At 63.6% G+C, this 23416-nt stretch carries 24 protein-coding genes; 5 read left to right on the top strand and 19 right to left on the bottom strand.

Translation table 11 applies throughout. The annotated features are described in order from the left end of the window. The first annotated feature begins 5 nt into the window (after positions 1-5). The 3 genes from ACAM55_RS19070 to ACAM55_RS19080 all read left to right on the top strand — a co-directional run bounded on the left by ACAM55_RS19070 (position 6) and on the right by ACAM55_RS19080 (position 4152). On the top strand, positions 6-308 hold the full coding sequence (locus ACAM55_RS19070; protein ID WP_093020004.1) for a hypothetical protein: 303 nt from the start codon (positions 6-8) through the stop codon (positions 306-308). A 134-nt stretch (positions 309-442) separates the two neighbouring features. Beyond that, positions 443-1063, top strand: coding sequence for a YjbF family lipoprotein (locus ACAM55_RS19075; RefSeq protein WP_369653042.1), 621 nt, complete (start codon positions 443-445; stop codon positions 1061-1063). Beyond that, positions 1060-4152 (top strand): YjbH domain-containing protein, encoded by a 3093-nt coding sequence (locus tag ACAM55_RS19080; RefSeq protein ID WP_369653043.1) that lies wholly within the window; start codon positions 1060-1062, stop codon positions 4150-4152. The genes ACAM55_RS19075 and ACAM55_RS19080 overlap by 4 nt, the downstream gene beginning before the upstream one ends. A 67-nt stretch (positions 4153-4219) precedes the next feature. Here the strand turns inward: ACAM55_RS19080 and ACAM55_RS19085 are convergent, their stop codons facing one another. The 9 genes from ACAM55_RS19085 to ACAM55_RS19125 all read right to left on the bottom strand — a co-directional run bounded on the left by ACAM55_RS19085 (position 4220) and on the right by ACAM55_RS19125 (position 14950). Continuing rightward, a complete protein-coding gene (locus ACAM55_RS19085; protein WP_369653044.1) occupies positions 4220-5446 on the bottom strand; it encodes a lipopolysaccharide biosynthesis protein in 1227 nt (408 codons plus the stop codon). Positions 5447-5449: 3 nt separating this feature from the next. Then, the gene (locus ACAM55_RS19090) at positions 5450-6727 is read right to left on the bottom strand and encodes a hypothetical protein (RefSeq protein WP_369653045.1); all 1278 of its coding nucleotides are present in this window, start codon (positions 6725-6727) and stop codon (positions 5450-5452) included. Beyond that, complete coding sequence (locus ACAM55_RS19095; protein WP_369653046.1) at positions 6727-7794, bottom strand: glycosyltransferase; 1068 nt, start codon at positions 7792-7794, stop codon at positions 6727-6729. Before ACAM55_RS19095 ends, ACAM55_RS19090 begins: the two co-directional genes overlap by 1 nt. Before the next feature lie 11 nt (positions 7795-7805). Next, positions 7806-8954, bottom strand: a complete 1149-nt coding sequence (locus ACAM55_RS19100; protein WP_369653047.1) for a polysaccharide pyruvyl transferase family protein — start codon at positions 8952-8954, stop codon at positions 7806-7808. A gap of 13 nt (positions 8955-8967) precedes the next feature. Beyond that, positions 8968-9681 (bottom strand): sugar transferase, encoded by a 714-nt coding sequence (locus tag ACAM55_RS19105; RefSeq protein ID WP_369653048.1) that lies wholly within the window; start codon positions 9679-9681, stop codon positions 8968-8970. Between the two features lie 341 nt (positions 9682-10022). After that, complete coding sequence (locus tag ACAM55_RS19110; RefSeq protein ID WP_369653049.1) at positions 10023-12275, bottom strand: polysaccharide biosynthesis tyrosine autokinase; 2253 nt, start codon at positions 12273-12275, stop codon at positions 10023-10025. Beyond that, positions 12272-12727, bottom strand: a complete 456-nt coding sequence (locus ACAM55_RS19115) for a low molecular weight protein-tyrosine-phosphatase (RefSeq protein ID WP_369653050.1) — start codon at positions 12725-12727, stop codon at positions 12272-12274. Before ACAM55_RS19115 ends, ACAM55_RS19110 begins: the two co-directional genes overlap by 4 nt. Then, complete coding sequence (locus tag ACAM55_RS19120; protein WP_369653051.1) at positions 12724-13887, bottom strand: polysaccharide biosynthesis/export family protein; 1164 nt, start codon at positions 13885-13887, stop codon at positions 12724-12726. Before ACAM55_RS19120 ends, ACAM55_RS19115 begins: the two co-directional genes overlap by 4 nt. 418 nt (positions 13888-14305) lie before the next feature. Beyond that, on the bottom strand, positions 14306-14950 hold the full coding sequence (locus ACAM55_RS19125) for a phosphatase PAP2 family protein (protein WP_369653052.1): 645 nt from the start codon (positions 14948-14950) through the stop codon (positions 14306-14308). A 185-nt stretch (positions 14951-15135) separates the two neighbouring features. On the opposite strand from ACAM55_RS19125, the gene mscL reads away from it, so the two are divergent. After that, positions 15136-15567: a large conductance mechanosensitive channel protein MscL gene (gene mscL / locus ACAM55_RS19130; RefSeq protein ID WP_369653053.1), complete on the top strand. Its 432-nt coding sequence runs from the start codon at positions 15136-15138 to the stop codon at positions 15565-15567. 10 nt (positions 15568-15577) lie between these two features. Here mscL and pdxA read toward each other — a convergent pair whose 3' ends face one another. Genes pdxA through ACAM55_RS19145 form a run of 3 tightly spaced genes read right to left on the bottom strand, consistent with a single transcriptional unit; the run spans position 15578 to position 18752 of the window. After that, positions 15578-16642, bottom strand: a complete 1065-nt coding sequence (gene pdxA, locus ACAM55_RS19135; RefSeq protein WP_369653054.1) for a 4-hydroxythreonine-4-phosphate dehydrogenase PdxA — start codon at positions 16640-16642, stop codon at positions 15578-15580. Then, positions 16639-17412 carry a Nif3-like dinuclear metal center hexameric protein gene (locus ACAM55_RS19140; RefSeq protein WP_369653055.1) on the bottom strand — a complete coding sequence of 258 codons (774 nt, stop codon included), beginning with the start codon at positions 17410-17412 and terminating at the stop codon, positions 16639-16641. Before ACAM55_RS19140 ends, pdxA begins: the two co-directional genes overlap by 4 nt. Next, a complete protein-coding gene (locus ACAM55_RS19145) occupies positions 17409-18752 on the bottom strand; it encodes an MFS transporter (protein ID WP_369653056.1) in 1344 nt (447 codons plus the stop codon). Before ACAM55_RS19145 ends, ACAM55_RS19140 begins: the two co-directional genes overlap by 4 nt. 282 nt (positions 18753-19034) lie before the next feature. On the opposite strand from ACAM55_RS19145, the gene ACAM55_RS19150 reads away from it, so the two are divergent. Next, positions 19035-20195, top strand: a complete 1161-nt coding sequence (locus tag ACAM55_RS19150) for a Do family serine endopeptidase (protein WP_369653057.1) — start codon at positions 19035-19037, stop codon at positions 20193-20195. Between the two features lie 4 nt (positions 20196-20199). Here the strand turns inward: ACAM55_RS19150 and tatC are convergent, their stop codons facing one another. From tatC to hisI, 7 genes are all read right to left on the bottom strand, one after another. After that, positions 20200-21009, bottom strand: coding sequence for a twin-arginine translocase subunit TatC (tatC, locus tag ACAM55_RS19155; protein WP_369653058.1), 810 nt, complete (start codon positions 21007-21009; stop codon positions 20200-20202). Between the two features lie 79 nt (positions 21010-21088). After that, a complete protein-coding gene (tatB, locus tag ACAM55_RS19160) occupies positions 21089-21547 on the bottom strand; it encodes a Sec-independent protein translocase protein TatB (protein WP_307638773.1) in 459 nt (152 codons plus the stop codon). 13 nt (positions 21548-21560) lie between these two features. Further along, the gene (gene tatA, locus ACAM55_RS19165; protein ID WP_047783588.1) at positions 21561-21809 is read right to left on the bottom strand and encodes a Sec-independent protein translocase subunit TatA; all 249 of its coding nucleotides are present in this window, start codon (positions 21807-21809) and stop codon (positions 21561-21563) included. A gap of 62 nt (positions 21810-21871) precedes the next feature. Then, positions 21872-22231: a histidine triad nucleotide-binding protein gene (locus ACAM55_RS19170; RefSeq protein ID WP_369653059.1), complete on the bottom strand. Its 360-nt coding sequence runs from the start codon at positions 22229-22231 to the stop codon at positions 21872-21874. After that, positions 22221-22610 carry a DUF4870 family protein gene (locus ACAM55_RS19175; protein WP_369653060.1) on the bottom strand — a complete coding sequence of 130 codons (390 nt, stop codon included), beginning with the start codon at positions 22608-22610 and terminating at the stop codon, positions 22221-22223. Before ACAM55_RS19175 ends, ACAM55_RS19170 begins: the two co-directional genes overlap by 11 nt. Positions 22611-22621: 11 nt before the next feature. Next, entirely contained in the window at positions 22622-23002 is a 381-nt protein-coding gene (locus tag ACAM55_RS19180; protein ID WP_369653061.1) for a phosphoribosyl-ATP diphosphatase, read from the bottom strand. Then, positions 22999-23388 carry a phosphoribosyl-AMP cyclohydrolase gene (hisI, locus tag ACAM55_RS19185; RefSeq protein ID WP_369653062.1) on the bottom strand — a complete coding sequence of 130 codons (390 nt, stop codon included), beginning with the start codon at positions 23386-23388 and terminating at the stop codon, positions 22999-23001. Before hisI ends, ACAM55_RS19180 begins: the two co-directional genes overlap by 4 nt. Positions 23389-23416: the final 28 nt, after the last annotated feature.

Here is a 23416-nt window from a genome sequence, read left to right on the forward strand (position 1 = left end):
CCGCCATGAAAATTAAGTCATTGGTTTCCGCTGCCTTTATTGCCGCCTTGGGTATTTCTTCGGCGCTGGCTCAAAACCCACCCCAAAATCCACCGCCCGTTCAAACGCCCGGCCCGCAGCCCGCCAGCGCCACGGGTGCAGCCAATTCCGCGTCCGGCCGCATCACGGCCGGGCAGGCCGGCGGCATCGCAGCCAGCGTCGGGTTGGCAGCTGCCATCGGCAGTGGCAATGGCGGCAACAGCGGCGGCGGTAGCGGTACGGGCGGCACGAGCGGTACCGGCGGCACGGGCACGACCGGCACGAATTAATCGTGCGGGCCCTCCTGCCGGGAGGGCATTCGCTGAACGCTCCGCGCGTTGGTCTCGCCACGCGACTTATTGAATGCTGTCTTTTGTCAGCATTTCTTTTGGGCGTTGGCGGCTGTTCTTCCGGATCTTCGGCCATGCTGGCCACGGCGCGGCATATTTATGGCTCGGGCGCCGCGGCGCCCGAGCCCACTTTCAATCCGAATTACCGTTACCTGCGCGTAGTCGTCGGCAGCCAGACGGTCTATATGGTTCTCGGCTACATCGACAAGCGCCCTGAAGGCGCCGTCGAGGTCTGGTACAGCAATGCCGGCGAAGTCGTCAGGCTGCTCGACGGACGCCTCGTGGGAACGACCGGCCTCACCACCGACTGGCGCGAGGTGCGCTTTTCCAGGCTGCCGGCGTGGGCCGACGCTGCGAACGCATCGCAGCCCCAGACCTATCAGCGCGAGCGCGACGTGATGCCGGGCTACCGTTTCGGCATTCGCGACGACATCGTGCAGACGCCCATTGCCGCACCGCAGCAAGCCGCCGTGGCCGGTACGGCCGCTGCGTCCCTGCGCTGGTACGAGGAGCGCAGCGTTTCGCGCCCTTCGAGCGCCTCTTTGCCTCCCGCGCGCTTTGGCGTTTCGCAGGCGGGCGGCACGCCCCGGGTCGTTTATTCCGAGCAATGTATTTCCAATGACCTGTGTATGAGCTTCGAGCAGTGGACGCCTTCCCCCCCAGCACCCGTCGCAGCGGCGAGCGCTGGTACATGAGCAGTTTGCTTCCCCGTGGCTTTGGCAGACACCCCTGGCCCCTTCGCGCTGCGGTGGCCTGCGCACTGGCGGCGAGCTGCGCGGCCGGGGCCCAGCCTCTCGGCAGCAGCCCCGGCGACAACAAGACCCCGGCCAACGACGCCGACATCCGTCCCGGCGAGCGGCTGAGCGCCTGGCTGCTGCGCCAGCCAGCCGAAACCGCGGCTCCCGGGCTGGCGTGGCGCATCCCTCAGGAGCGCCTGGCGCAGCAGTTTCTGAAGAACCAGCTGCTGCTGCGGCTCGACGCCGCCACCCGGCGCGCGCGCCCGGAACTACGGGGCCAGCGCCAGCAGCTGATCAAATGGCTGCAGGGCCTGCCCGTGACCGGCCGCGTCGCGCTCGGCATCGTCGACCCGCGCTGGCTCGAGGCGCATCCGGAAGAAGACCCGGTGCTGAAGGCCGGCCAGCAACTCGTCGCGCCAGCGCCCGTCCTGAAGACGATTTCGGTCGTGCAGCCCGACGGGCAGCTCTGCCAGGTCGTCCACGAACCGGGGCGCGCGGCATGGGACTACGTGGCGGCCTGCGATCCCGGGGGCAAGCATGACTGGGCCTGGGTCGCGCAGCCCGACGGCCGCATCGCCCGTGTGGGCGTGGCGGGATGGAACGCACATCCCTCCGACGAGCCGGCACCCGGTGCATGGGTCTGGGCAGCGCCTCGCGGCATGGATGACCTGAACGCGATTTCCGAGGGCTTGATCAAGTTCCTGGCCACGCAAGGGCCGTCGCCGCAAGGCGGCAACACGATTTCGGCAACGCCCGTGGCGGCAGCACCCGTTGCCGCTTCGGCAGAAGCCGCAGCCGCACCCTCGGCCGAGGTCCCGCCCGCCCCTGTGGCACCGGCACCGGGCGGTGCCTTCGCGCCAACCGCCATATCGGTCCGCCCCGAGGCGGCGCCGCAGTACCGCGCGCTGCAGTCCAGCGGCAATGACTGGGGCGAAACCGGCTTGCTGCAGACACCCACGGCCCGCATGGGCCAGGCGGGGGACATGCGCACATCCCTCACGCACGTTTCGCCCTACACGCGGCTGAACGTGATGTTCCAACCGCTGGACTGGCTGGAAGCGGGTTTCCGCTACACGTCCATCAGCAACCGGATCTACGGCATCGGCCTCAGCAACCAGGGCTACAAGGACAAGAGCATCGACCTCAAGGCGCGGCTGTGGAAAGAGTCGGCCTACCTTCCCGAAGTGGCCCTCGGCTTTCGGGACATCGGTGGCACCGGTCTCTTTTCATCCGAGTACCTGGTGGCGAGCAAGCGCCACGGCGACCTGGATTTCAGCCTCGGCATCGGCTGGGGCTACATGGGAAGCAGCGGAAACATCGGCAATCCGTTCAACGCGCTGAGCAGCCGTTTCAAGACCCGCGTCAGCGAGACCACATGGGGCGGCGCCAACTTCGGCCGGCTCTTTCGCGGACCCGCCGCGCTCTTTGGCGGCGTGCAATGGCGCACGCCCTGGGACCCGTTGACGCTCAAGCTCGAGTACGAAGGCAACGACTACAAGAACGAGCCACTCAACAACAACCAGCCGCAGCGCTCGCCCTTCAATATCGGCCTGGAGTACCGCTATGCCCCCGGCGTGACGTTCTCGGCCGGCTTCGAGCGCGGAAACAAGGTGATGGTCGGCCTCACGCTGCAGACCAACCTCGCGACGATGCAGATGCCCAAGACGGCGGATCCCCCGGCGCCGCGCTTTTCGCCGACGCCCCCCGCCACGTCGCCGGGTTGGGCGGCGACCGCGGCCGATATCGAAAGCCGCACCGATTGGACCGTTCAGCGCATTGCGCCGCAAGGCCCGATGCTGCACGTGTGGATCACCGAAAGCGCCACGGTCTATCGGAGTGCCCGCGTCGAACAGATCATTGCCGTGCTGCATCGCGATGCGCCCGCTTCGATCAGGAATTTTGTTCTGCACTACTCGGAACGAGGCCTGGCGTTGCACGCGCAAGTGGTCGACCGGAACGAATGGGTGACAGCGCACTACCAGGCGCAGGCGCCCAGTGAAGTTCGGGCAGCGACCCAGCGCGACTATGCGCCCCCGCCGCTCGGCGCCGACGCGCCGGCCCTCAACGTTGTGAAGGGCGGCGGCGCCGGCGCTTCGGTTGCAGCCAAGGATGCCGCGTCCGTGGACGACAAGGCGCTGGCGCCATGGGAGCGGCCGGTGCAGAAGTTCAGCATCGGCCTCACGCCGAGCCTCGGCCAGATTCTCGGCGGCCCCAACTCCTTCGTGCTTTTCCAGGTCGGCGTGCAGGCGGTTGCGGAATACCGCTTCACACCCAGCACCTGGGTCAACGGCGCGCTGAACCTGCGCCTCGTCGACAACTTCGACAAATTCACGTACACGGCGCCCAGCAACCTGCCCCGCGTGCGAACCTATCAGCGCGAGTTCGTCACCTCGAAGCGGCTGACCATGCCAGTGCTTCAGCTGACCCACGTCGGCCGGTTGACGGACAACCAGTACTACAGCGTCTACGGCGGCGCGCTCGAAAGCATGTATGCGGGCGTCGGCGGGGAATGGCTCTATCGCCCGTGGCGCAGCCGGATGGCGATTGGCGTCGACTTCAACCATGTGCGGCAACGCGACTTCGAACAGGACTTCGGCCTGCGCGACTACAAGGTCAACACCGGCCACGCGACCCTCTACTGGGACACCGGCTGGAACGGCGTCCTGGCCAAGGTCAGCGCGGGCCAGTACCTGGCAGGCGATCGGGGAGTCACCATCGACATCAGCCGCCGTTTCGACAACGGCGTGGTGCTGGGCGCTTACGTCACCAAGACCAATGTGTCGGCCAGGCAGTTCGGCGAAGGCAGCTTCGACAAGGGCATCTATCTTTCCATCCCCTTCGACGCACTGCTGCCGCGCTCGAACAAGTTCACCGCCAACTTCGCGTGGGCGCCGCTGGTGCGCGATGGCGGTGCGCGACTGGCACGGATCCACCCGCTCTACGAAATGACTTCCGCGCGCGACCCGAGCGCCTACAAGTTCGAGCCGCCCGACAGCGGCAGCCCGAAGGCGGGTGACAACATCCTGAACTTCGAACGCCCACGGTGATCGGTGGGCGTTGGCGCCCGGTTGCCCGGGCGCAATGCTCACCCGATCGCAAGCCCTGGAAGAACGGTCAGCGAGCCTGCGCGGCGACACCGGGGCCGCGCATGATGACGAACAGCCAGCCGATCATCATGGCCGCCATGCAGGCAAAGCCAAGCGTCATGGCGTTGATGGTCTGGATGTAAGAGATGGGCGGCTTGGCCAAGAGCATGCACGCCGCGAAGACCAACGCGCCGAAAATCGAGCACCACAGCAGAGCCCCGGGCCGCGCAGCCGCCCTGAAACCCGTCCGGAGGCACATCGTGAGGCCGAAGATCGCGGGCGCGTAGAAGAACGGCGAAAAATCCATGCCGCCGTAGTTCTTGCCGAACGCCAGAACCACCAGGTAGGGCCCGAGCAGGCCCAGCAGCACGCCACCGATCTCGGCCACCATGAAGCCGAATATCACGAACTTGATGAAGAGACGGAAAGCGTCCCTTCGGCCCTCGGAGTTCCAGCTGGCCGCCAGCTTCGGCAAGATGTAGTAGCCCAGCGCGAGCAGCACGTACTGCATGGGCAGCAAGAACGTGATGTAGATCTTCAGCAGGCCGCCTTGTACAGAATCTGCCGAGGACCCCAGCAGCAAGATCGCACCTCCCGTCATGATCCAGCTCATGAGCTGCGAAAGGCTGGCCTTCCAACCATAGCTGGCGGCTTCCTTCACACTGAGCGCCTCGGCATCGGCGGGTGCGGGCAGCGGCGCGATCACGCTTTTCAGGGTTCTCGCAATCAAGATGGCAAAAGGCAGCTGGATCACGGCGATCCACAGCAGCGCCTGCGTCCACGTGGCAGGCTTCAACCCGATCAGGACCGCCACGTATCCGATGCTGATCAAGACACCTGAGATGCAGAGAACCAGGTATCGACGCCCCACCAGCAAGACGCTGCGGGAGATCCAGAATATTTCGTAGCCCACGATGAGCGCCACGCCCGCCCAGCGCAGCGGCCCCGGGAAGCTCGTGAACTGCCAGACCAGGAAACCGGCCAACGAGACGGCAAGCACGAGCGCCCAACTCCACCAGGCGGCGGACCGATTGGCGTAATGGCGCTTGATCAGCAGCGGCTCGTGAACCACCGCGGTATGCAGGATGTACTGGAAACTGACGATCGCCAGGAACGCCGACGCAATACCGAAATCCGAGGGCGACAACGCCCGTGCGAGCGCAAAGCTCAGCAGCAGCTGGCTCGCGCTATAGATGCATTGGTCTGCAACGGCATAGATCGGACCTCCGAGGCGTTTTCGAATCCCGGACGCCATCCCCTAGTCCGCAACGGAGAACAGGACCGGATAGCTCGAGGCCTTGGCGGCAACGCCGCCCTCCACCGGATTGCCGCAGCTCCCGTGGCGCACCTGCGGGAAGAAATCGACCCGCGTGCACTTCTTTCCCTTGGCTGCGGGAATCAGGACGTTCTGCTCGGAGTTTTGCGTCCACACCACGTGCAGCAAGGTCGTTCCGCGGCTCAGCACCAGCTTGTTCAGGCTCCCGTTGCTGTCGTACGAAACCTTCCTCGAAGTCCGGGCGATCTTGAGGAATTCGGTCAGGCTCGAAAACGCCTCCTTCTTCTCGCCGGCCTTCGACTTGAGTCCGAAGTTGTCTTCTCTCGAAATGACGGACGTTCCCCGGTCCCGCCAGGCGTAGAGGTTCAGCAGCTTGATGCCGGCGGCCACGTTGGTAAGGTATTCACGCAGGATCAGCGAAGCCTGGGTGTTGCGGTCCCGCACCGGCAGGTACGACGCGTAGCCCCATTCGGAGGCAACGATGCCGACCTTGCCGAGCTGCAGCTGGTCCAGCTGGGCGCGCAGCTTTCCGTAGTCGGCAATGGCCGTTTCCGGAATCGAACGGTAAGGGTGGATCGATATGTCCGTCAGGCAATTGGCCTTGGCCCCCGACACAAAGGCATTTTCGAGCTGCGGCGGAACTTGCCCCTGGTTGAAAGGAAGCTTCGCAAAGCCGAACCCCATGACGATCTTCGGCGGGTTCTTCAGTTGCGCGATGCTGCTGCAAAACTCCGCGGTCGCGGTTTCGAAGCTCGAGAAAAGCGCCGGGTTCAGAAAGGTCTTGTAGTCGGGCTCGTTCCACAGTTCCCACACCGCCACATCAGCGGTGTGCGCGTTCATGAATTCAGCGGCGAAGTTCGCGAACAGCTTTTCCCTTTGGCCGCCGCCGAGGTCCGCTGGTTCGTGGCCCCAGATCTCCCTGCCTCCGAACAGCGTCACGATGGCGTCGAGCCTCGCATTGCGCACGCGTCGGATCAGTTTCGAGTAGTCGATCTGAGCGGGGTTGACGCTCTTCAGCGGCGGCCGCACGCCGAATCGGACGAACTCGAATCCCGCCGCCCTGATTTCGTTCAGGTCTTCGTCCGAAATGTCGCTCGGGTCGATCTGCACGCTCAGCGCCGTCGGGTAATCGGTGCTCAGCTCGCTGATCCCCCGGGCCTGGGCCGCGCACGAAAAGGCAGCAACGGCCGCCGAAGCGCAGAACAGCCTGAAGAGGCCGAAGAGGCGCTCCGGGACGGGAACAAGGGAAGAAAACTTCATCAGAGTACCGACTCCTTGTACAAATCGACGATGGCGGAGTTCATCCGGTCGGCGGTGTATTTCTTTTCGAAAATCTCCCGCCCGGCCCGCCCCATCCGCACCATGTCTTGGTCGGAAATCTGGTCGATTTCGCGCAGCATTTCGTCCAGCCGAGCGAGCGGAAACAGCCGCCCGCTCCGGGTGTCTTCGACGATATCGACGAGGCCGCCCACCGCCGATGCAAACACCGGCTTGCTCCGCGCCATGGCTTCGACCGCGACAAGGCCGAAGCCCTCCCATCTCGAGGGAACGATGATCGCGTCGCAAGACCTGTAGGCGGCGTCGAGCTCGTCCTTTTCGAGCCATCCCTTGAACTCTATGTCTTCGGAATGGGCGAGAGAAAGATCGTTTCGAACGGCGCCACCCACGACGATCAGCTTGAAGTCGGGCCGCACCCGCGCATAGGACTCGAGCAGTGCATCGATGCCTTTTTGCCGGTCCAGCCGGCCCACGAACAAGATTCTTCTGGGGTGCGGCGACGCCTTGGGAAGGGCAGCCTGTTCCTGGGTGGCCGCCGCTGGGGTGATGCCGTTCGGAATGCACGTGCAGCGCTTGATGCCAAACTTTTCCGCAATCCGCAACTCATGGTGGCTGATGCAGATGATGGCGTCGCTCCAGTACGAAAGCAGCCATTCGATCCACCGATAGATCGACTTCTTGTACGAAGGCCCGATCTGGTCGAACGCCCATCCATGAGAGCAATAGACGATTTTTGTCTCTTGCGGCACCTGGCCGAGCAGCGCCATGGCCCGAACGACTCCGCCCGCGATCGAGCTGTGCAGATGAAGCACCGCGGGGCGTTCCCTGCGGATGATCTTGCGGACTTCGGCGGCGTACGTCGCAAGGGCCAACGGACTGCGCGCCGTGGGAACCACGTGGGTATCCTGCGAGTTCAGCCAGTCCACGGGCCCGGGAAGAATGAACTTCGCCTGGCTGATCACCGGAGAGTTTTGCTGGAAACCGGAGACCATCCGAAGATAGGTTTCCAGCCCGCCCTTGAGTGTTTCGGCAATGTGCAATATTTTCATGGCCCGCTCCATCAGATCAAGGCATGAACTCCGGCAACCACTTCGCCTCTCAGCAAATCCAGTGTTTGCCGGTCCGGGGTCTTTTCGCTCAACACGCTCAGCACCGAAGCCTCGAGTTTTTCGACGCGGGGCGACAAATCGAAGAGGTAGCGCTTCCGCTTCGTCAATTCGAAGAACGATTCAACCTTTTTGTCCCAGTTCATTCCTATGGATGGAATGTTCAAGCTGTAGGCAACGATGTTTGCATGGAGCCGATGGGCAACAATGCAGGAACAGGCGCTGATCAGTGAAACGAGTTCATCGGGATGCCGGGGAACGAAAAAGCCCGATTTCACGGCCCCCGCTCCCGAAGAAATCTCGCTCAATACCTTGTTGTCTTCGGACGCGCCATTGGTGAAATAAAGCACCCGCTTTCCTTGGGCCTGCAATGATTCGGCAAGCGTCGAAAAAAACCTCGCGGACTCCGTGGAATTGGAATTCGAGTATTCGGAGTTCATGACCAGGGCATCGAGGCTGCTGACGCAAATTCCGATATCCCAGTTCTTTTCAGGCGAGAGCTCTTCCGAGAACGCGTCGGCGCAAACAAGCGCGGGATCGGGAACGACCCGTATGCTGCCTCTTGGAATTCGGAAGTGAGTGTGCAGGTTGTGCGCCGATTCCTTGTCGCGCGTCGCGTAGAAAACCGGTCTTGCATTCTTGATGAAGCGCTTGACGAGGTAGCGGCCCCAGAATGACCATTTGGCCGTGACGCCCACCGACACGACCACCACGCGCTTGCCGCGCAGCAGCCTGCTCAAAAGAAACAGCTTGGCCGGAAAATTGAGCGCCACATCGCAGAAGAGTTGCCCGCCGCCGATGACCACCAGTTCGGCGTCGCTGACCGCGGCCTTCCAGTTTTTTCGCCAAACAAGAAAATAGCCCTTGAGGCAATACAAGAAAACAATCAGCGACCGCAGCAGCGACGGCAGCCTTGCAAAAACCTCGAATGCGCCGCCGCCCCGCAGGTTTTCTTCCTGGAAGCCGACCCGGCCGGCAATGTCCAGAAATTCGACGCTGGCTTTCGGATACTTCAGGCCGGCAATATGGGCCAGGGATGCGGCAATGACCCCGTCACCGAGGTTGTCGCTGAAGGGCACCGCGCAGATCAGGATCTTTTTCATCGTTGACCCGGTTTCACCGTGAACCGTGGCCGACGGCCACCACCCAGATGGTTCTGATGAAGATGCCGATGTCCCCGCCGACGGAGAGCGTCTCCACGTAAGTGACATCCAGTGCCACGCGCTTCTTGTAGCTGAGCTGGTTGCGGCCGCTGACCTGCCACAGGCCGGTGATTCCGGGGCGCACCGCGCAATAGAACGACCAGTCCGCGCCATACAGGCTCTTCTGGTCGAGCATGCAGGGCCGTGGCCCGACCAGGCTCATGTCGCCCACGAGCACATTCCAGAACTGCGGCAGTTCGTCCAGGCTGGTCTTGCGGATGAACTTGCCGAAGCGGGTGATGCGCGGGTCGTTCTCGAGCTTCTGATAGTCGTCCCACTGCTGGCGTGCCACGGGATCGTTCCTGAGGTGCTCCTCGAGGATCTGGGCCGAGTTCGGCAGCATGGAGCGGAACTTGTAGAACTTGAACACCCTCCCGCCTCGCCCGAAGCGCGGCTGCGAATACAAGACCGGTGCGCCGGAACTGATGAATACACCGATGGCGATCAGCACGTAGAGCCAACCGAAGGCGCAGAAGAAGAACAGGGACGCGGTGATATCGACTGCCCTTTTTCCGGCACGCAGCATGGCCGGATGACGAACCTTGATCCATGCCAGTTCATCCGCAATTCCGCCGCCCGCCTCTTCGCCCAGAGGCGCCATCGACTCCTCGCGAGAGAAATTGGTCATACGTACGCCCCGTTTCCACATTTGTAACGAAAGCGGATTTGTAGTTTGAGAACTCTCATTGCAGGAGCACCTTTCGTCTTACAAGCAAGCGCTTGCCCCTTTCGGGTTCAGTGACACGTGTCGGCTCTATGCCAAGCCCAAAATGGCTTTGCAATATGGAGCCTTGAAGGTTGCAGCGCGGAAATCAGCGCGCTGGCCGAGCGATTGAAATATCTAATACAAAAGAATGACGCATTTGGTCGTAGGCCTTTTTTATTAGCATTTAATCGGCAGCACCGAATTAGTGCATCACGAGATAATTATCACGATTTCACTGAATTTTCTCAGAAACCGCCTATGGACTAGGTGGTATCCCTGTTGTTTTTATATTTATAATGTGTGTAACGGTAACCGCCGTATTTATAGCTGCTGCTTCCGGCGTGTCTGCGGGATAAGTCCATAGCATTCAAAATTACGCCATTGGCGGTGCAGCCTGCGTGCGCCAACCTCCTGACGCTCTCGTTCAATTCGCCGAGTTGGGTCTTTTCCGCCCGCGCGACGAGGAGAAGAGAACCCGCCAGCGGCGCCACCGAAGCGGTATCGGCAGCCACGAGCACCGGCGCGGTGTCGATAATCACAAGGTCGTAATCCGGCGACAGTTTTTCCAGGATCTGGGTGAAGGAATCGCTCAGCAGCAATTCCGCGGGATTGGGCGGAAGCATCCCGGTCGTGATGACGTCCAGATTGGGCAGGACCGAGGGGCGAACGGCTTTTTCGTAGCTCAGCGTGCCGGCAATCAATTCCGACAGACCGGACGATCGCGACATGGAGAAAAATTGATTAACCCGGCCCTTGCGCAAATCGGCGTCGATCAAAAGAACCTTTTTTCCTGACGCGGCGGTGATCGCCGCGAAATTCACGGAAACAAAAGTTTTCCCGACCCCCGGTGTCGCACCCGAAATGAGCAGGCGATTGTTGGCAGCTTCCAGCATGGCGAACTGCAGCGCGGTCCGCAGGCTGCGCAAGCTTTCCACCGCGGGGTCCTCGGAATGCTGGAGCGCGAGGATGTGCGTGCCTGGCGCCCTGCTTTCGATGTTCTTGTCGATGGTCCGCTGGGCGGAGCTCAGTGGAATGCTGCTGTAGACGTTGAGTCCCGTGTGCATTTCGATCTCGCTCGGATTGCGGATGCCGCCGAAGAGCGCGTTCCTGGCAATCGCCGCAGCGGCACCGGCCATCAGCCCCAGGAGCAGCGCCACGGCGATGATCAGCGGCCGCTTCGGCCACACGGGTTCTTCGGGAACGATGGCTTCGTCGAGCAGGCGCACGTTGCCGACCTTGCCTTCCTTGGCCAGCCGCATCTGCAGCGAGCTGTTGAGGAGCGACACGTAGAGGTCGGTGTTGACCTTGATGTCGCGCTGCATCTGCACGGTGTTCTGCTGCAGCAGCGGCATTTTCCGGATGCGCGAGTCGACCGAGGCGATTTCGCCCTTCCAGGCCGAGATCTGCGTATCCAGCGTCTGGATGGCGGGATGCAGGTCGGTGAAGCGTGCAGAGAGTTCGCGACGCTTCTGCTGCGCCTCGAGCAACTTGGACTGCAGGTCGACCGTCTGGGTCAAGGCGTTCTTGGCCTCGTCGTCCAGGCTGACCGTGCCGTTCTCGTTTCTGTAGCGGTTGTAGAGGTCCTCGGACTGTTCGAGCTGCTTCTTGAACTGGGGCAGAGCCGTGTCGAGGAAGCCCAGTGTCTTTTCGGCCTCGGCCGCCTTGCGCTCGATGTTCTGGCGCACATAGAGGCGCCCGATTTCGTTGAGTAGCTGCGTCAGCTTTTCAGGACTCGGGCTCTTCCAGCCCACGTCGAGCACGCCCGACTGCTTGCCTTTCTCGACGACCTTGAGGTTGTCCTGCAGCGTCAGGAGCGTCAGTTGCTTCGAATAGCGGGCGAGCTGGAACTGCGCGCCGGGCTTGGCACTGATCGAACTCACCAGCAGCCGCAGATTGCCGCTCGGCAGGTTGGCGAGCAACGGAGTTCCCACCGTGCCCTTGAGCGGGGCCTTGAGCTCGGGGTTGGCAAGCTCGTAGCGGCTGTCCGGCCCCAGGGTCAGCGTGAATGGCTTCGCCTCGAAATCCGCCGGCACGTCGAACTGGGGAACCATGATCTTCTCGGCCCCGGTGACGTAGCCCGAAAGGCCCATGAAGCCGGGATCCGACAGATCGGTGGCACGCCGTGCAAGCCAGCTGCCCACGACGGGCGCATAGCGGGGCACGGCGCTGATGTACAGCTTGGTGTTCTCCACCGCCTGGCCGAGGATGGCGCGCGACTTGATGATTTCGATTTCACCCGCGGCCGGCGTCTTCACGCTCAGCAGCGACGATGCGGCATCGCCCAGGAAGCTGCCTGCCGAATTGCCCGAGTCCTCGACCTGCACGGCCACGTTGGTTTCGTACATGGGCTTGCCGAAGAAGGCGTAGGCCACGCCCAGCAAAAGCATCACGCCAACCACGACGGCAATGAGCCAGCGGTTGTCGATCAGGATGTCCAGGTACTCGACGAGGCTGAACTTGTCGCCCTCCTCTTCCAGCGCTGGCATCGGCAGGGCGGCTTGCTGGGTTGCGTTCATGTCGGTTGCTGCTCAGGTTTCGTAATTTTCAGAATGCGGTCGATCCACGTTCCGGCGCCCACATCGATGAGCGACAGGGCATGCGCGAAGGCCGCCTCGTCCTCCTGGTAGGGATCGGGCACGTCCTGCTTGGCGGCCTCGGCAATGCGAAAGACCTTGCCGCGCACGAAGGGGTAGGTCGACTCGAGGTAGCGGCGCTGGGCCATGTCCATGACCAGGATCAGGTCGGCCTGCCGGCACAGCATCTGGCTGACCTGCTGCGCGACGTGGCCCGAGATGTCGATGCCGCGCGCCTGCATGAGCTTCTGCGCCGTGGCATCGGCGGGCTTGCCCACGAGGGCGCCGGTTCCGGCGGACGCCACCCGGAGGTGCGGCAGGCCCGCGGCCAGGATGCCTTCGGCCATCGGGCTTCGGCAGATGTTGCCGATGCAGACTGTCAGGATCGATTTCATCTGTGGCGGCTCCAGACTTCGTCGCCGGCATTGATGACCTGGGCGGCCGGCAGGATCAGGCTGGCCAGGCGGTTCCAGGTGACGAGCGGCACGGAATCGATGTAGACCACGTCTCGCGGCTGCAGCGGAAAGCGCTCGGCCAGGGCGAGTGCCGCCGGATTCTTGGCGTTCAGGTGAAAGATGGCCGGCAAGCCCCTGCCGTTGTTGCGGATGACGTAGATCTGGCCCGTATGGGCCGAATTCAGGTTGGGGCCGCCTGCCTCGCCAAGCGCCTCGTTGAGGGTGAGCCGTCCGTTGTGCATGAGCAGCGCCGAGGGCCGCGCGATTTCGCCCATCACGAACACTTTGCTCTCGTCGCGGTGCCGCACCTGGATCATGTCGCCATTGCGCAGCGGAATGCGGCTGGCGTCGGCCCCCAATTCCTGGAGGTTGGGCAGGTTGATGAGCGTGGTCTTGTCGCCGCGCGTGAGCGTCACGAACGAGCGGTCCCCGTTGGCGGTGATGCCGCCGGCGCGGCTGATGGCCTCTGCGAGCGTCATCGGCACGTCGGTGAAGATCTGCAGCCCGGGCGTGCGCACTTCGCCTTCGACGAAAGCGCGCCGGCTTCTGAAGGACTGGATGCGCACCGTCACCTGCGGATCCTTGATGTACGCGGCAATGCGGCGCGCGATCAGGTCGGAGGCCTCGATTTCGGTCAGGCCCTGGAGCTTGACGCGGCCGATATAGGGAAAGGTGATCTGCCCGTCCGCACCGACGATGAAGCCGGGTGCCACGCTGATGCCGGTCGGGTCGGCCTGCTGCGTGATCACCGCGCCCGCGTTGGGCAGCAGCTCCGGATGGTCGTAGACGATCACGCCCACCACGTCGCTGGGTCCGATGGTGTAGACCGGCGCCTCGCCGAAGAGTGACTTCACTTCCGGCGAAACGGAGGCCGGCTGCGCCTCTGCCATTGCACGGATGAGCGCGGGCGAAATGGAGGTGATGACTCCGTCCGGCGCGCCATCGGCCGGCAGGTACTGGAACTCCGGCGGCAGGCTCTGGTCTGCCTCATAGGCAGCCACAGAACTGAAGCCCGGTGCGCAGCCCTGCAGCAATAACGCGCCCATTAGGGCAAAACCCCACCCCATCGGGTACACGAAGCGTGTCAAATTGATCCCCATTGCACAAATTGGTTTTCGGCAACCGCGATTTCATATGCAAGGCCCGAGCCCAGTCGGTATTTGGGCCGAGCCTTTTTGTCACGGTTCGTCAAAGCAAGCCTGCGCATGAACGGCAGACGGGCTGAGCCGAATTGTCGCTGCGGCCGCGGCGCCCACTTTCCGTGCAATAGGTGCAAAAAATGTGTCTATTTGCGGATAAACCCCGAAGTCTTTAGGGTTATCTTAAAAATCAATATCCGAACCCCCTCTTTCATTGGGAGCGAAGGCTTTGATTGCGCAGACGAGGCGATGCCGTGCGATTTGAAGATGTGAACTATTAATTGACAGCTCAAATCGGGGAATTGTGGCGCTGAAACTACAAAAGCCGCGCCCGATCGGCTTTGCGAAAAGCTTTGCTCTTTTGTAAACAGTTGTGTGCTCAGACCGGGCCGCGGGCCGGCTCGCGGGCCTGCAGCAGGTCGGCGCGCGTGAACGGACGCTCGATGCCCGCCATCCAGACCGCCAGCCTCTCCAGCACGTACTGTGTCGGTGCAGGCCGCCCCACTATCAAAAACAATAGCGGCAATGCCAAGCCCAGCGCGAGCCATCGAGGTGTTCGCACCCGCAGGTGCCGATGCCACTGCAGTCTCAGAAAGCTTGCGCTCACCAGGGTCCCGAGGGCGGCGCCCGCGACGACTTCGGCCGTCGAGTGAACTTCGAGCGCCAGTCTCGACACGCCGATGAAGACGGCGCATACCCATCCCGATATTGCGGCAGCCATGCGCACGAATGGTGCGCCGCGCAGCGCCACGAGCCAGAAAATGACCGGCCAGAGGCTGGTCGCCAATGCGGTATGCCCGCTGAAACCAGTGAAATCAAAGCGGGTGCTGCCAATTCCCCAGCCCATGAAAGCGAGCTTGGAAAGCATCACGACAAGGCCACAACCGCCAAATAGCAGCACCCAATGCACCGCAGCCGGGCGTGTGCCCCGGACGATTGCGAGCCAGATTGCAACGCCAAATGCGGCAGGCAACAGGAAACCGCTGTCACCGAATCCGGTGGCAATTAACCAGAAACTATTCATCTATTTGAAAAGGGTTGCGCGCCTTTATTGGTGCGCCGGCGTCGATTGATCAGGCTCCATTAAAGCAGATCATCGAAGAAAAGAAATCTTTTGCATTACCCGTCAAGGGCATTACGGTTCAAAGTGGCGGATTCCGCAGGCATACTGGCGGCACTTCAACACCAAGGCCCCGGAGCATATTGATCATGAGCATCTTCAGCGAGTTCAAGGAATTTGCCGTCAAGGGCAACGTGGTCGATCTCGCAGTAGGCGTGATCATTGGTGCGGCCTTCGGGAAGATCGTCGACTCCCTGGTGACTGACATCATCATGCCGATCGTCGGCCTGGTGTTCGGCAAGCTCGATTTCTCGAATCTCTACCTGGTGCTGGGCAGCGTGCCGGCCGGCGTGCCGAGCAATCTGGCCGATCTCAAGAAGGCTGGCGTTGCGGTACTCGCCTATGGCAACTTCATCACCATCGCGGTCAACTTCTTCATCCTGGCCTTCATCATCTTCATGATGGTCAAGCAGATCAACAAGCTGCGCAAACACCAGGCGGACGCTCCCGCGGCACCGGTGGCGCCGCCTGAGGACATCGCCCTGCTGCGCGAGATCCGCGACAGCCTGAAGCGGCCCTGAACGCCTCTTCTCAGCCGCCCGCCAGCTTTCTGGCCATGCGCAGGGCCTCGACGAGGCTCGACGCATCGGCGCGGCCGGTGCCTGCAATGTCGAACGCGGTGCCGTGATCGGGGCTGGTGCGCACCAGCGGCAGGCCCAGCGTCACGTTCACCCCCTTTTCCACGCCGAGGTACTTGACCGGGATCAGGCCCTGGTCGTGATACATCGCGATCACCACGTCGAATTCGCCGCTGCCCGGCACCCCGGCCTTGTCTCGCGCGCGCATGAAGACGGTGTCTGGTGCGTGGGGTCCATCGGCGTCGATGCCCTCGGCGCGCGCAGCCTCGATGGCCGGCGCAATGATGTCGCGCTCTTCGGAACCGAACAGCCCGCCCTCGCCCGCATGCGGATTGAGGCCGGCCACGCCGATGCGCGGCGCCCGTCCGAGCACGCGGAGCAAGGCACGGTGGCTGATGCGCAGCGTCTCCAGCACGCTGTCGAAGCTCACCGCGGTGATTGCGTCGCGCAGCGACATATGGATGCTCACCAGCACGGTGCGCAATTCGTCGTTGGCCAGCATCATGCGCACCGGCATGCCGTCCACCGCGAGGCCCGCATGCGCGGCGGCCTCGGCCTGCAGCAGTTCGGTATGGCCGGGATACGGAAAACCCGCCGCAGCCAGCGCCTCCTTGTGAAGCGGCGCGGTCACGATGGCGGCGATCTCGCCCTTCAAGGCGGCCCGCGCGGCCCAGACCACGCAATGGCCAGCCACGCGGCCGGCTTCGTCGCTGATCCGGCCGGGCACGATGTTTCCGGGTGGCGCCACCACCTGCAGCACGGGGACGCAGCCCGGCGGCACGGCGGCCGCTTCGGCGATCTGCTCGATTTCGGCCACCGGCCAAGCGGGTCGTCCGGGCAGCGCCAAGGCTTGCGATGCACGGCGCATCGTGGCCACGTCGCCCGCCACGAAAGCGCCGCGGGTTGCGTCGGGCGCCTGATGGAAGGCCTTGGCAATGATTTCCGGCCCGATGCCTGCGGGATCGCCGAGCGTGATGGCGATGGGGGCGATCGGAGCGTTGAGAGCCTGGCCAGTCATGCAGGATTGTCGATGTCGATGAACTCGTGCTTCAGCCCGAGTTGCGCCGCCACGTGCCCGGCCACCGCCTGCGCACCATAGCGCTCGGTGGCATGGTGCCCGCAGGCCAAGAAGGCGACCCCCATCTCGCGGGCGTAGTGCACCTGCGGCTCTGAGATCTCCCCGGTGATGAAGGCATCGGCACCGGCGGCAATGGCGGCCTCGAAGTAGCCTTGGGCACCGCCGGTGCACCACGCTATGTTCCTGATGGGACGATGCGCCGTGTCCACGAGGGTGACGGGCCGCTTCAGAACCTTTTCCGCGTGGGCGGCCAGCTCCTTGGCACTGGCAAAGCTTTCTCCGTTGTCGCGCGCGCCAAGAAAGCCGAGTTCCTGGTCGCCGAAGCGCCCGGTCGACCCGGCATGCGCCAGCAACCCGAGTTGGAGCCCGAGCTGCGCGTTGTTGCCCAGTTCGGGGTGCGCATCGAGCGGCAGGTGATACGCGAACAGGTTGACGTCGTCGCCCAGCAGCAAGCCCAGGCGCTGCTTCATCCAGCCGGTGACGCAGCCGTCCTGGCCGCGCCAGAACAGGCCATGGTGGACAAAGATGGCGTCGGCCTCGGCATGAATGGCGGCTTCGATCAGCGCGCGGCTCGCGGTAACGCCGGAGACGATCTTCCGCACCACGGTGCGGCCCTCGACCTGCAGGCCGTTCGGTCCGTAATCCTTGAAGCGCGAGGGCGCAAGAAGCAGGTCGAAGGCATGCAGCAATTCATGGCGGGTGGTGCTCATCGCGACATTGTCGCGCTCCCATCTGCGTTGCGCATGGCATGGCCGCGTGCCGCGAGTGGCCACAGCGCCAGCAGGAATCCCAGCCCCGCCAGCACGGCGACGTAATGCGCCGGCGCCATCGTGTCGTGCTGCAGCCAGACCGTGAGGATCACCGGCGTCAGGCCGCCGAACACGGCATACGACATGTTGTAGGCGAACGAGAGCCCGGTGAAGCGCACCGGCGCCGGGAACGCGCGCACGCCGGCGATAGGCACCGTGGCGATGGTGCCCACGAACAAGCCCACCAGGCCGTAGTGCCAGAACAGCGTGGCCGGCGTGCCGGGCAGGCCCGTGTAGAAGAGGTAGGCCGTCGCGAACAGCCCGCCCCAGCCGATGAGCATCACCGCGCGCGTGCCGATGCGGTCGCTGGCCCAGCCGACCAGCACGCAGCCGATGGTCAGGGTCAGCGTGGCGAGGGCATTGGCTTCCAGCGCCAGCGCCGCCGGAATGTGGTGCACCTTCTGCAGGTAGGTGGGCGTGTACAGCACCACCACCACGATGGCGGCCGACAGCACCCAGGTCAGCAGCGCCACGTAGACGCTGGCCGCGCGGTGCTCGCGCAGCACGGTGCGCAGCGGCAGCTCGCGCGCCACGGCCTTGCGGCCCGCCAGCTCCCTGAAGACCGGGGTCTCGTGCAGGAACCGGCGCAGGTACACCGAGACGAGGCCGAACACGCCGCCCAGCACGAAGGGAATGCGCCAGGCAAAACCGCTCACCTCCGCCGGCGAATAGTGGCGGTTGATGGCCACGGCCACGAGCGATCCCAGCAGGATGCCGCCGGTGATGCCCGAGGTCAGCGCCCCGATGCCGAAACCATAGCGCTGCGCCGGCACGTGCTCGCCGACGAACACCCACGCACCGGGCATTTCGCCGCCGATGGCCGCGCCCTGCAGCACGCGCATGGCCAGCAGCAACAGCGGCGCCGCAATGCCGATGCTGGCGTAGGTGGGCAAGAGGCCGATGACCAGCGTGGGTGCCGCCATCAGGAAGATCGACAGCGTGAACATGCGCTTGCGCCCGAGCAGGTCGCCGAAATGCGCGATGACGATGCCACCCACCGGCCGGGCCAGGTAGCCGGCGGCAAAGATGCCGAAAGTCTGGAGCTGCCGCAGCCAGTCGGGCATGTCGGCGGGAAAGAAAAGCGCGCCCAGCACCGTGGCGAAGAACACATAGATGACGAAGTCGTAGAACTCCAGCGTTCCGCCGAGCGCGGAGAGGCCCAGTGTCTTGTAGTCGCGCGCGTCGAGCGTGCGGGCCGGCGCCGGCTGGTCGCCGTCCGGGGAGATTGCGTGAGAAGTCATGGCTGGCAGGAAGGTCGTTGCCGCACGCCGGCCGCAGAAGGATCGATGCGGAAGGCAGCGCGCCGGCGAAACACCTGGCCGCGTGAGCCGGATAGGCAATGCGGAAGGCCGGAGCTCGGAGCCGTGTGGGCTCGCCCGGCAATACTAAGGGTTATCCCTTATTGGCGCTGGCATCCTTCGCCAATCTCGACCGCGTCGCGCGGTTTATGGAATTTGGGGTTGAGGGACAATGGGCCGTGGCGCCGCGTGGGCGGCGCGTCCTTCCCGTTCACTCAAAGTTTCATGAAACGCACCTGGCTGCTCTTTGCCCAAGCCGTGACCGTCCTCCTGGCGGCCTACTTCGTCGTCGCGACTCTCAAGCCCGAATGGATCAACCGGCGCGCCACCTCGTTGGGCGGCGTGGTGTCGATCGTCGAGGCACCGGCCGGCGCCTCGTCCGTGCCGGTCGCCGGCAGCCTGAGCGCGGCGGCCAAGAAAGCGTCGCCGGCGGTGGTGAGCATCAACACCAGCAAGGCCGCACAGCGTCATCCGCGCAGCAACGACCCGTGGTTCCGGTTCTTCTTCGGCGACCAGGGCGACCAGCCCCAGGTCGGCCTGGGCAGCGGCGTGATCGTGAGCGCCGAAGGCTACGTGCTCACCAACAACCACGTGGTCGAAGGCGCGGACGAAATCGAGGTGACGCTCAACGACAGCCGCCACACGCGCGGCAAGGTGATCGGGACCGATCCGGACACCGACCTGGCCGTGCTCAAGATCGAAATGGACAAGCTGCCCGCGATCGTGCTGGGCAACTCGGACGAGCTCCAGGTGGGCGACCAGGTGCTGGCCATCGGCAACCCCTTCGGCGTGGGCCAGACGGTCACCAGCGGCATCGTCTCGGCGCTGGGGCGCAACCAGCTCGGCATCAACAATTTCGAGAACTTCATCCAGACCGACGCGGCCATCAACCCCGGCAATTCGGGCGGCGCGCTGATCGACGTCAATGGCAACCTGCAAGGCATCAATACGGCCATTTACTCCCGCTCGGGCGGCAGCATGGGCATCGGCTTCGCGATTCCGGTTTCCATGGCCAAGATCGTGCTCGAAAGCATCGTGAAAGAGGGCCAGGTGCGCCGCGGATGGATCGGCGTAGAGCCGAATGAACTCTCGCCGGAACTGGCCGAGACCTTCGGCGTGAAGGCGAATGCCGGCGTCATCATCACCGGCGTGCTGCAGAACGGCCCCGCAGCCAAGGCCGGCATCCGACCGGGCGACGTGATCACCTCGGTGGGCGACAAGAAGACCGACAACGTGCAGGCCCTGCTGACCGCCGTGGCCGGCCTGAAGCCGGGCAGCACTGCGCGTTTCGCGCTGCAGCGCGGCACCGACAAGATGGAGCTGGACGTGACGCCGGGCCTGAGGCCCAAGAGCCCGGCGCGGCAGATCCCCAGCCAGCAGGAATGACCGGTCAGGAAGACGCGGAGGAATCGGCGCCTTCTTCTTCCGGCTTCTTGCCGCCCTGCGCGAAATAGCGGGCGCCGATGATGCCCACCTCGTAGAGCAGGCACATCGGCACTGCCAGCGCGAGCTGCGACACCACGTCGGGCGGCGTGAGCACCGCGGCCACCACGAAAGCCACCACGATGAAATACCCGCGGAAGGACTTCAGCTTCTCGATGGTCACCATTTCGAAGCGCACCAGCAGCATCACGACGATGGGCACCTGGAAGGCGACGCCGAACGCGATGTAGAGCGAGAGAATGGCCTCGACGTACGAGGAGATGTCGGGCGTGGCCGCCACCGCGGCCGGCGTGAACTTCTGGATGAAGCTGAACATCTTGTCCAGCACGAAGAACTGCACGAAGGCGATGCCTGCGTAGGCCAGCAGGCTGCCGAAGAAGATCAGCGGCAGCGCAAAGCGCTTTTCGTGGCTGTAGAGCCCCGGCGCAATGAACATCCAGGCCTGGTACATCAGCCAGGGCAGCGCCAGCAGCACGGCCGTCATCATGAGCACCTTGAGCGGCACGAAGAACGGCGAGAACACGCCAATGGCGATGAGCTTGGCGTCCGGTGGCATGTGCGCGCGGATGGGCATTGCGATCAGGTCGATCAAGCCCCCCGGGCCGGGCCAGATGGCCAGCAGCACGCCCGCGATCACCAGGCCATAGACACAGTAGAGCAACCGGTCGCGCAGTTCGACCAGATGCTGCACGAACGGTTGTTCGGTGCCCGCCAACTCGTCTTCTGCGTCTTTGTTCTTGTTGTCGGAATCGGCCATTGGGAGGGAAAAGGAGCAGGAGAAAGCGTGGCTTCGGCCGGCGTGCGGCGCACGAGGAACGCGAGGAGTGGGAAAGCCGCTAGTTGATCTTGTGGGGGCGGAAACGCGCAACCCGCGCGGCACCCGACAATGCCTTGGTGCGCACGCCGTTGCGCGCCTTGTACCACTGCGGGGTGGCGCCCTGCTTCAGGCGCCAGTTCTTGCGGGGATGCCGGTACTCCGGCACCGAGGGCTCGGGTTCGGCCAGGGCCGAAAGCGTTTCGCCCGAGCCGGAAAACTGTTTCTCGAGATCGCTCGCGCCGGTCTGGATGCTGTGCTCGACGTCGCGCGCCGCATCCTCCACGGTGCTCTTCATCTTGCGCAGTTCGTCCAGCTCCATCGAGCGATTGACTTCGGCCTTGACGTCGTTCACGTAGCGCTGCGCCTTGCCCAGCAGGGTACCGACCGTGCGTGCCACGCGGGGCAGCTTTTCCGGTCCGATCACGATCAACGCCACGACGCCGATCAGCGCCAGCTTCTCAATGCCAAGGTCGAGCACTTATGACCCGCGCTCAGGACTTCTGACGCGCTTCGACGTCGATCGCCGACTTGTCGCTGTTGGCCGGTTGGCCGGTCACCTGGGCGGCAGGGGCCGACGAAGCGGCGGGCGCATCGGTGGTGCTGCCGTCCTTCATGCCGTCCTTGAAGCCCTTCACGGCGCCACCAAGGTCGGAACCCATGTTCCGCAGCTTCTTGGTGCCGAAGATCATGACCACGACGAGCAGCACGATCAGCCAGTGCCAGATTGAAAATGAACCCATGGAAGACTCCTAAGAATGTGTCCGATTTTAGTCGGGCGGAATGTGACAGTTTGGCCTAATGTTCAGCCACGAAGCCAGGGCCGGGGACCGCCCATGACATGGACATGGAGATGGTGAACTTCCTGTCCGCCTTCGGCGCCGGTGTTGACCAGCACACGGTATCCGCCTTCAGGATAGGGCCTGCAGCCCTGCTCCAGCGCGAGCTTGGGAGCCAGCGTCATGATCTTGCCCATCAGCGCGGCGTCCTCGGGGGTGAGCTGCGCCATGGAGGCGATGTGCCGCTTGGGCACCAGCATGAAATGCACCGGGGCCCAGGGTGCGATGTCGTGAAAACCGAACAGTTCGTCGTCTTCGTAGACCTTGCGCGAGGGGATCTTGCCTTCGATGATTTTGCAGAAGACGCAGTTCGGATCAGATGACATCTTTGGGTTCCATGGGGCGGTGGTCATTCATGCGGATCATGCCCTTCACGATCCGATAGAGAAACCACAGCGAGATCAGGCTCCAGGCAATCCAGCCCGGCACGAAAAACAGCAGCCAGAGCCACGAGGTGACTATGTACAGCAGGCCGGCCCACAGCACCGACCGGATGCGCCAGCTGAAGTGCGTGGCCTGCCAGGTCCCGGCGGCGTCGTCGCGCTTGACGAAGTCGATCACCAGGGCGACCAGCAAAAGGACCACCGAGGCCTGTGCTCCGGGCAGGACGGCGCCGATGGCAACGATCAGGTGCAGGATGTAGCTGACCCAGCCCCAGGTCTTGAGGGAGTCGTCGGGTTCCACGTTCACGATGTCGTTGGCCATTGGACGTCCTTTCAATCGTTGGATGCCTCGCGGGCCTGCGCCTTGCGCAGGGCTTTTTCCTCGATGCCGCTGGTGCCCTCGCGGCGCTCGAGCTCCGCGATCACCTCGCCGGGCGAGAAGCCGTAGTGGGCGAGCGCCACCATGGTGTGGAACCACAGATCGGCCACTTCGTTCACTATTTTCGTGCGGTCGCCGCCATGGTCGGCGTCCTTGGCGGCCATCACCACCTCGGTGGCTTCCTCGCCGATTTTCTTGAGGAAGGCATCGGGACCCTTTTGCAGCAGGCGTGCCACATAGCTTTTTTCGGGGTCGCCGCCGCGCGCGGGCAGGCGGCTTTCGATGACCGCGGCAAGGCGTGCAAGGGCATCCGAGGTGTTCACTGTGGCCGTCATTTGTAGATCGACTCCGGGTCTTTCAAGACCGGCTCGACGGCGGTCCATTGGCCGTTCTCGTATTTGCTGAAAAAGCAGCTGTGGCGGCCGGTGTGGCACGCAATGCCGGGCTCGTGGCCGAGCTGGGTGACCTTGAGCAGCACGACGTCGTTGTCGCAGTCGAGGCGGATCTCGTGCACCGTCTGCACGTGGCCCGATTCCTCGCCCTTGAACCAGAGCTTGCTGCGCGAGCGGCTGAAATACACGGCGCGGCCCAGCTCGGCGGTCTTTTCGAGCGCCTCGCGGTTCATCCAGGCAAACATCAGGACGTCGTTGCTGCCCTGCTCCTGCGCGATCACGGGCACCAGGCCGTTCGCGTCCCACTTCACTTCATCGAGCCAATTCATCGCGATATTGTCGGGGATAGCCAAAGAC

Origin of the sequence: Variovorax sp. V213 (assembly GCF_041154455.1) — a bacterium.
In the GTDB taxonomy this organism is placed as follows: domain Bacteria; phylum Pseudomonadota; class Gammaproteobacteria; order Burkholderiales; family Burkholderiaceae_C; genus Variovorax.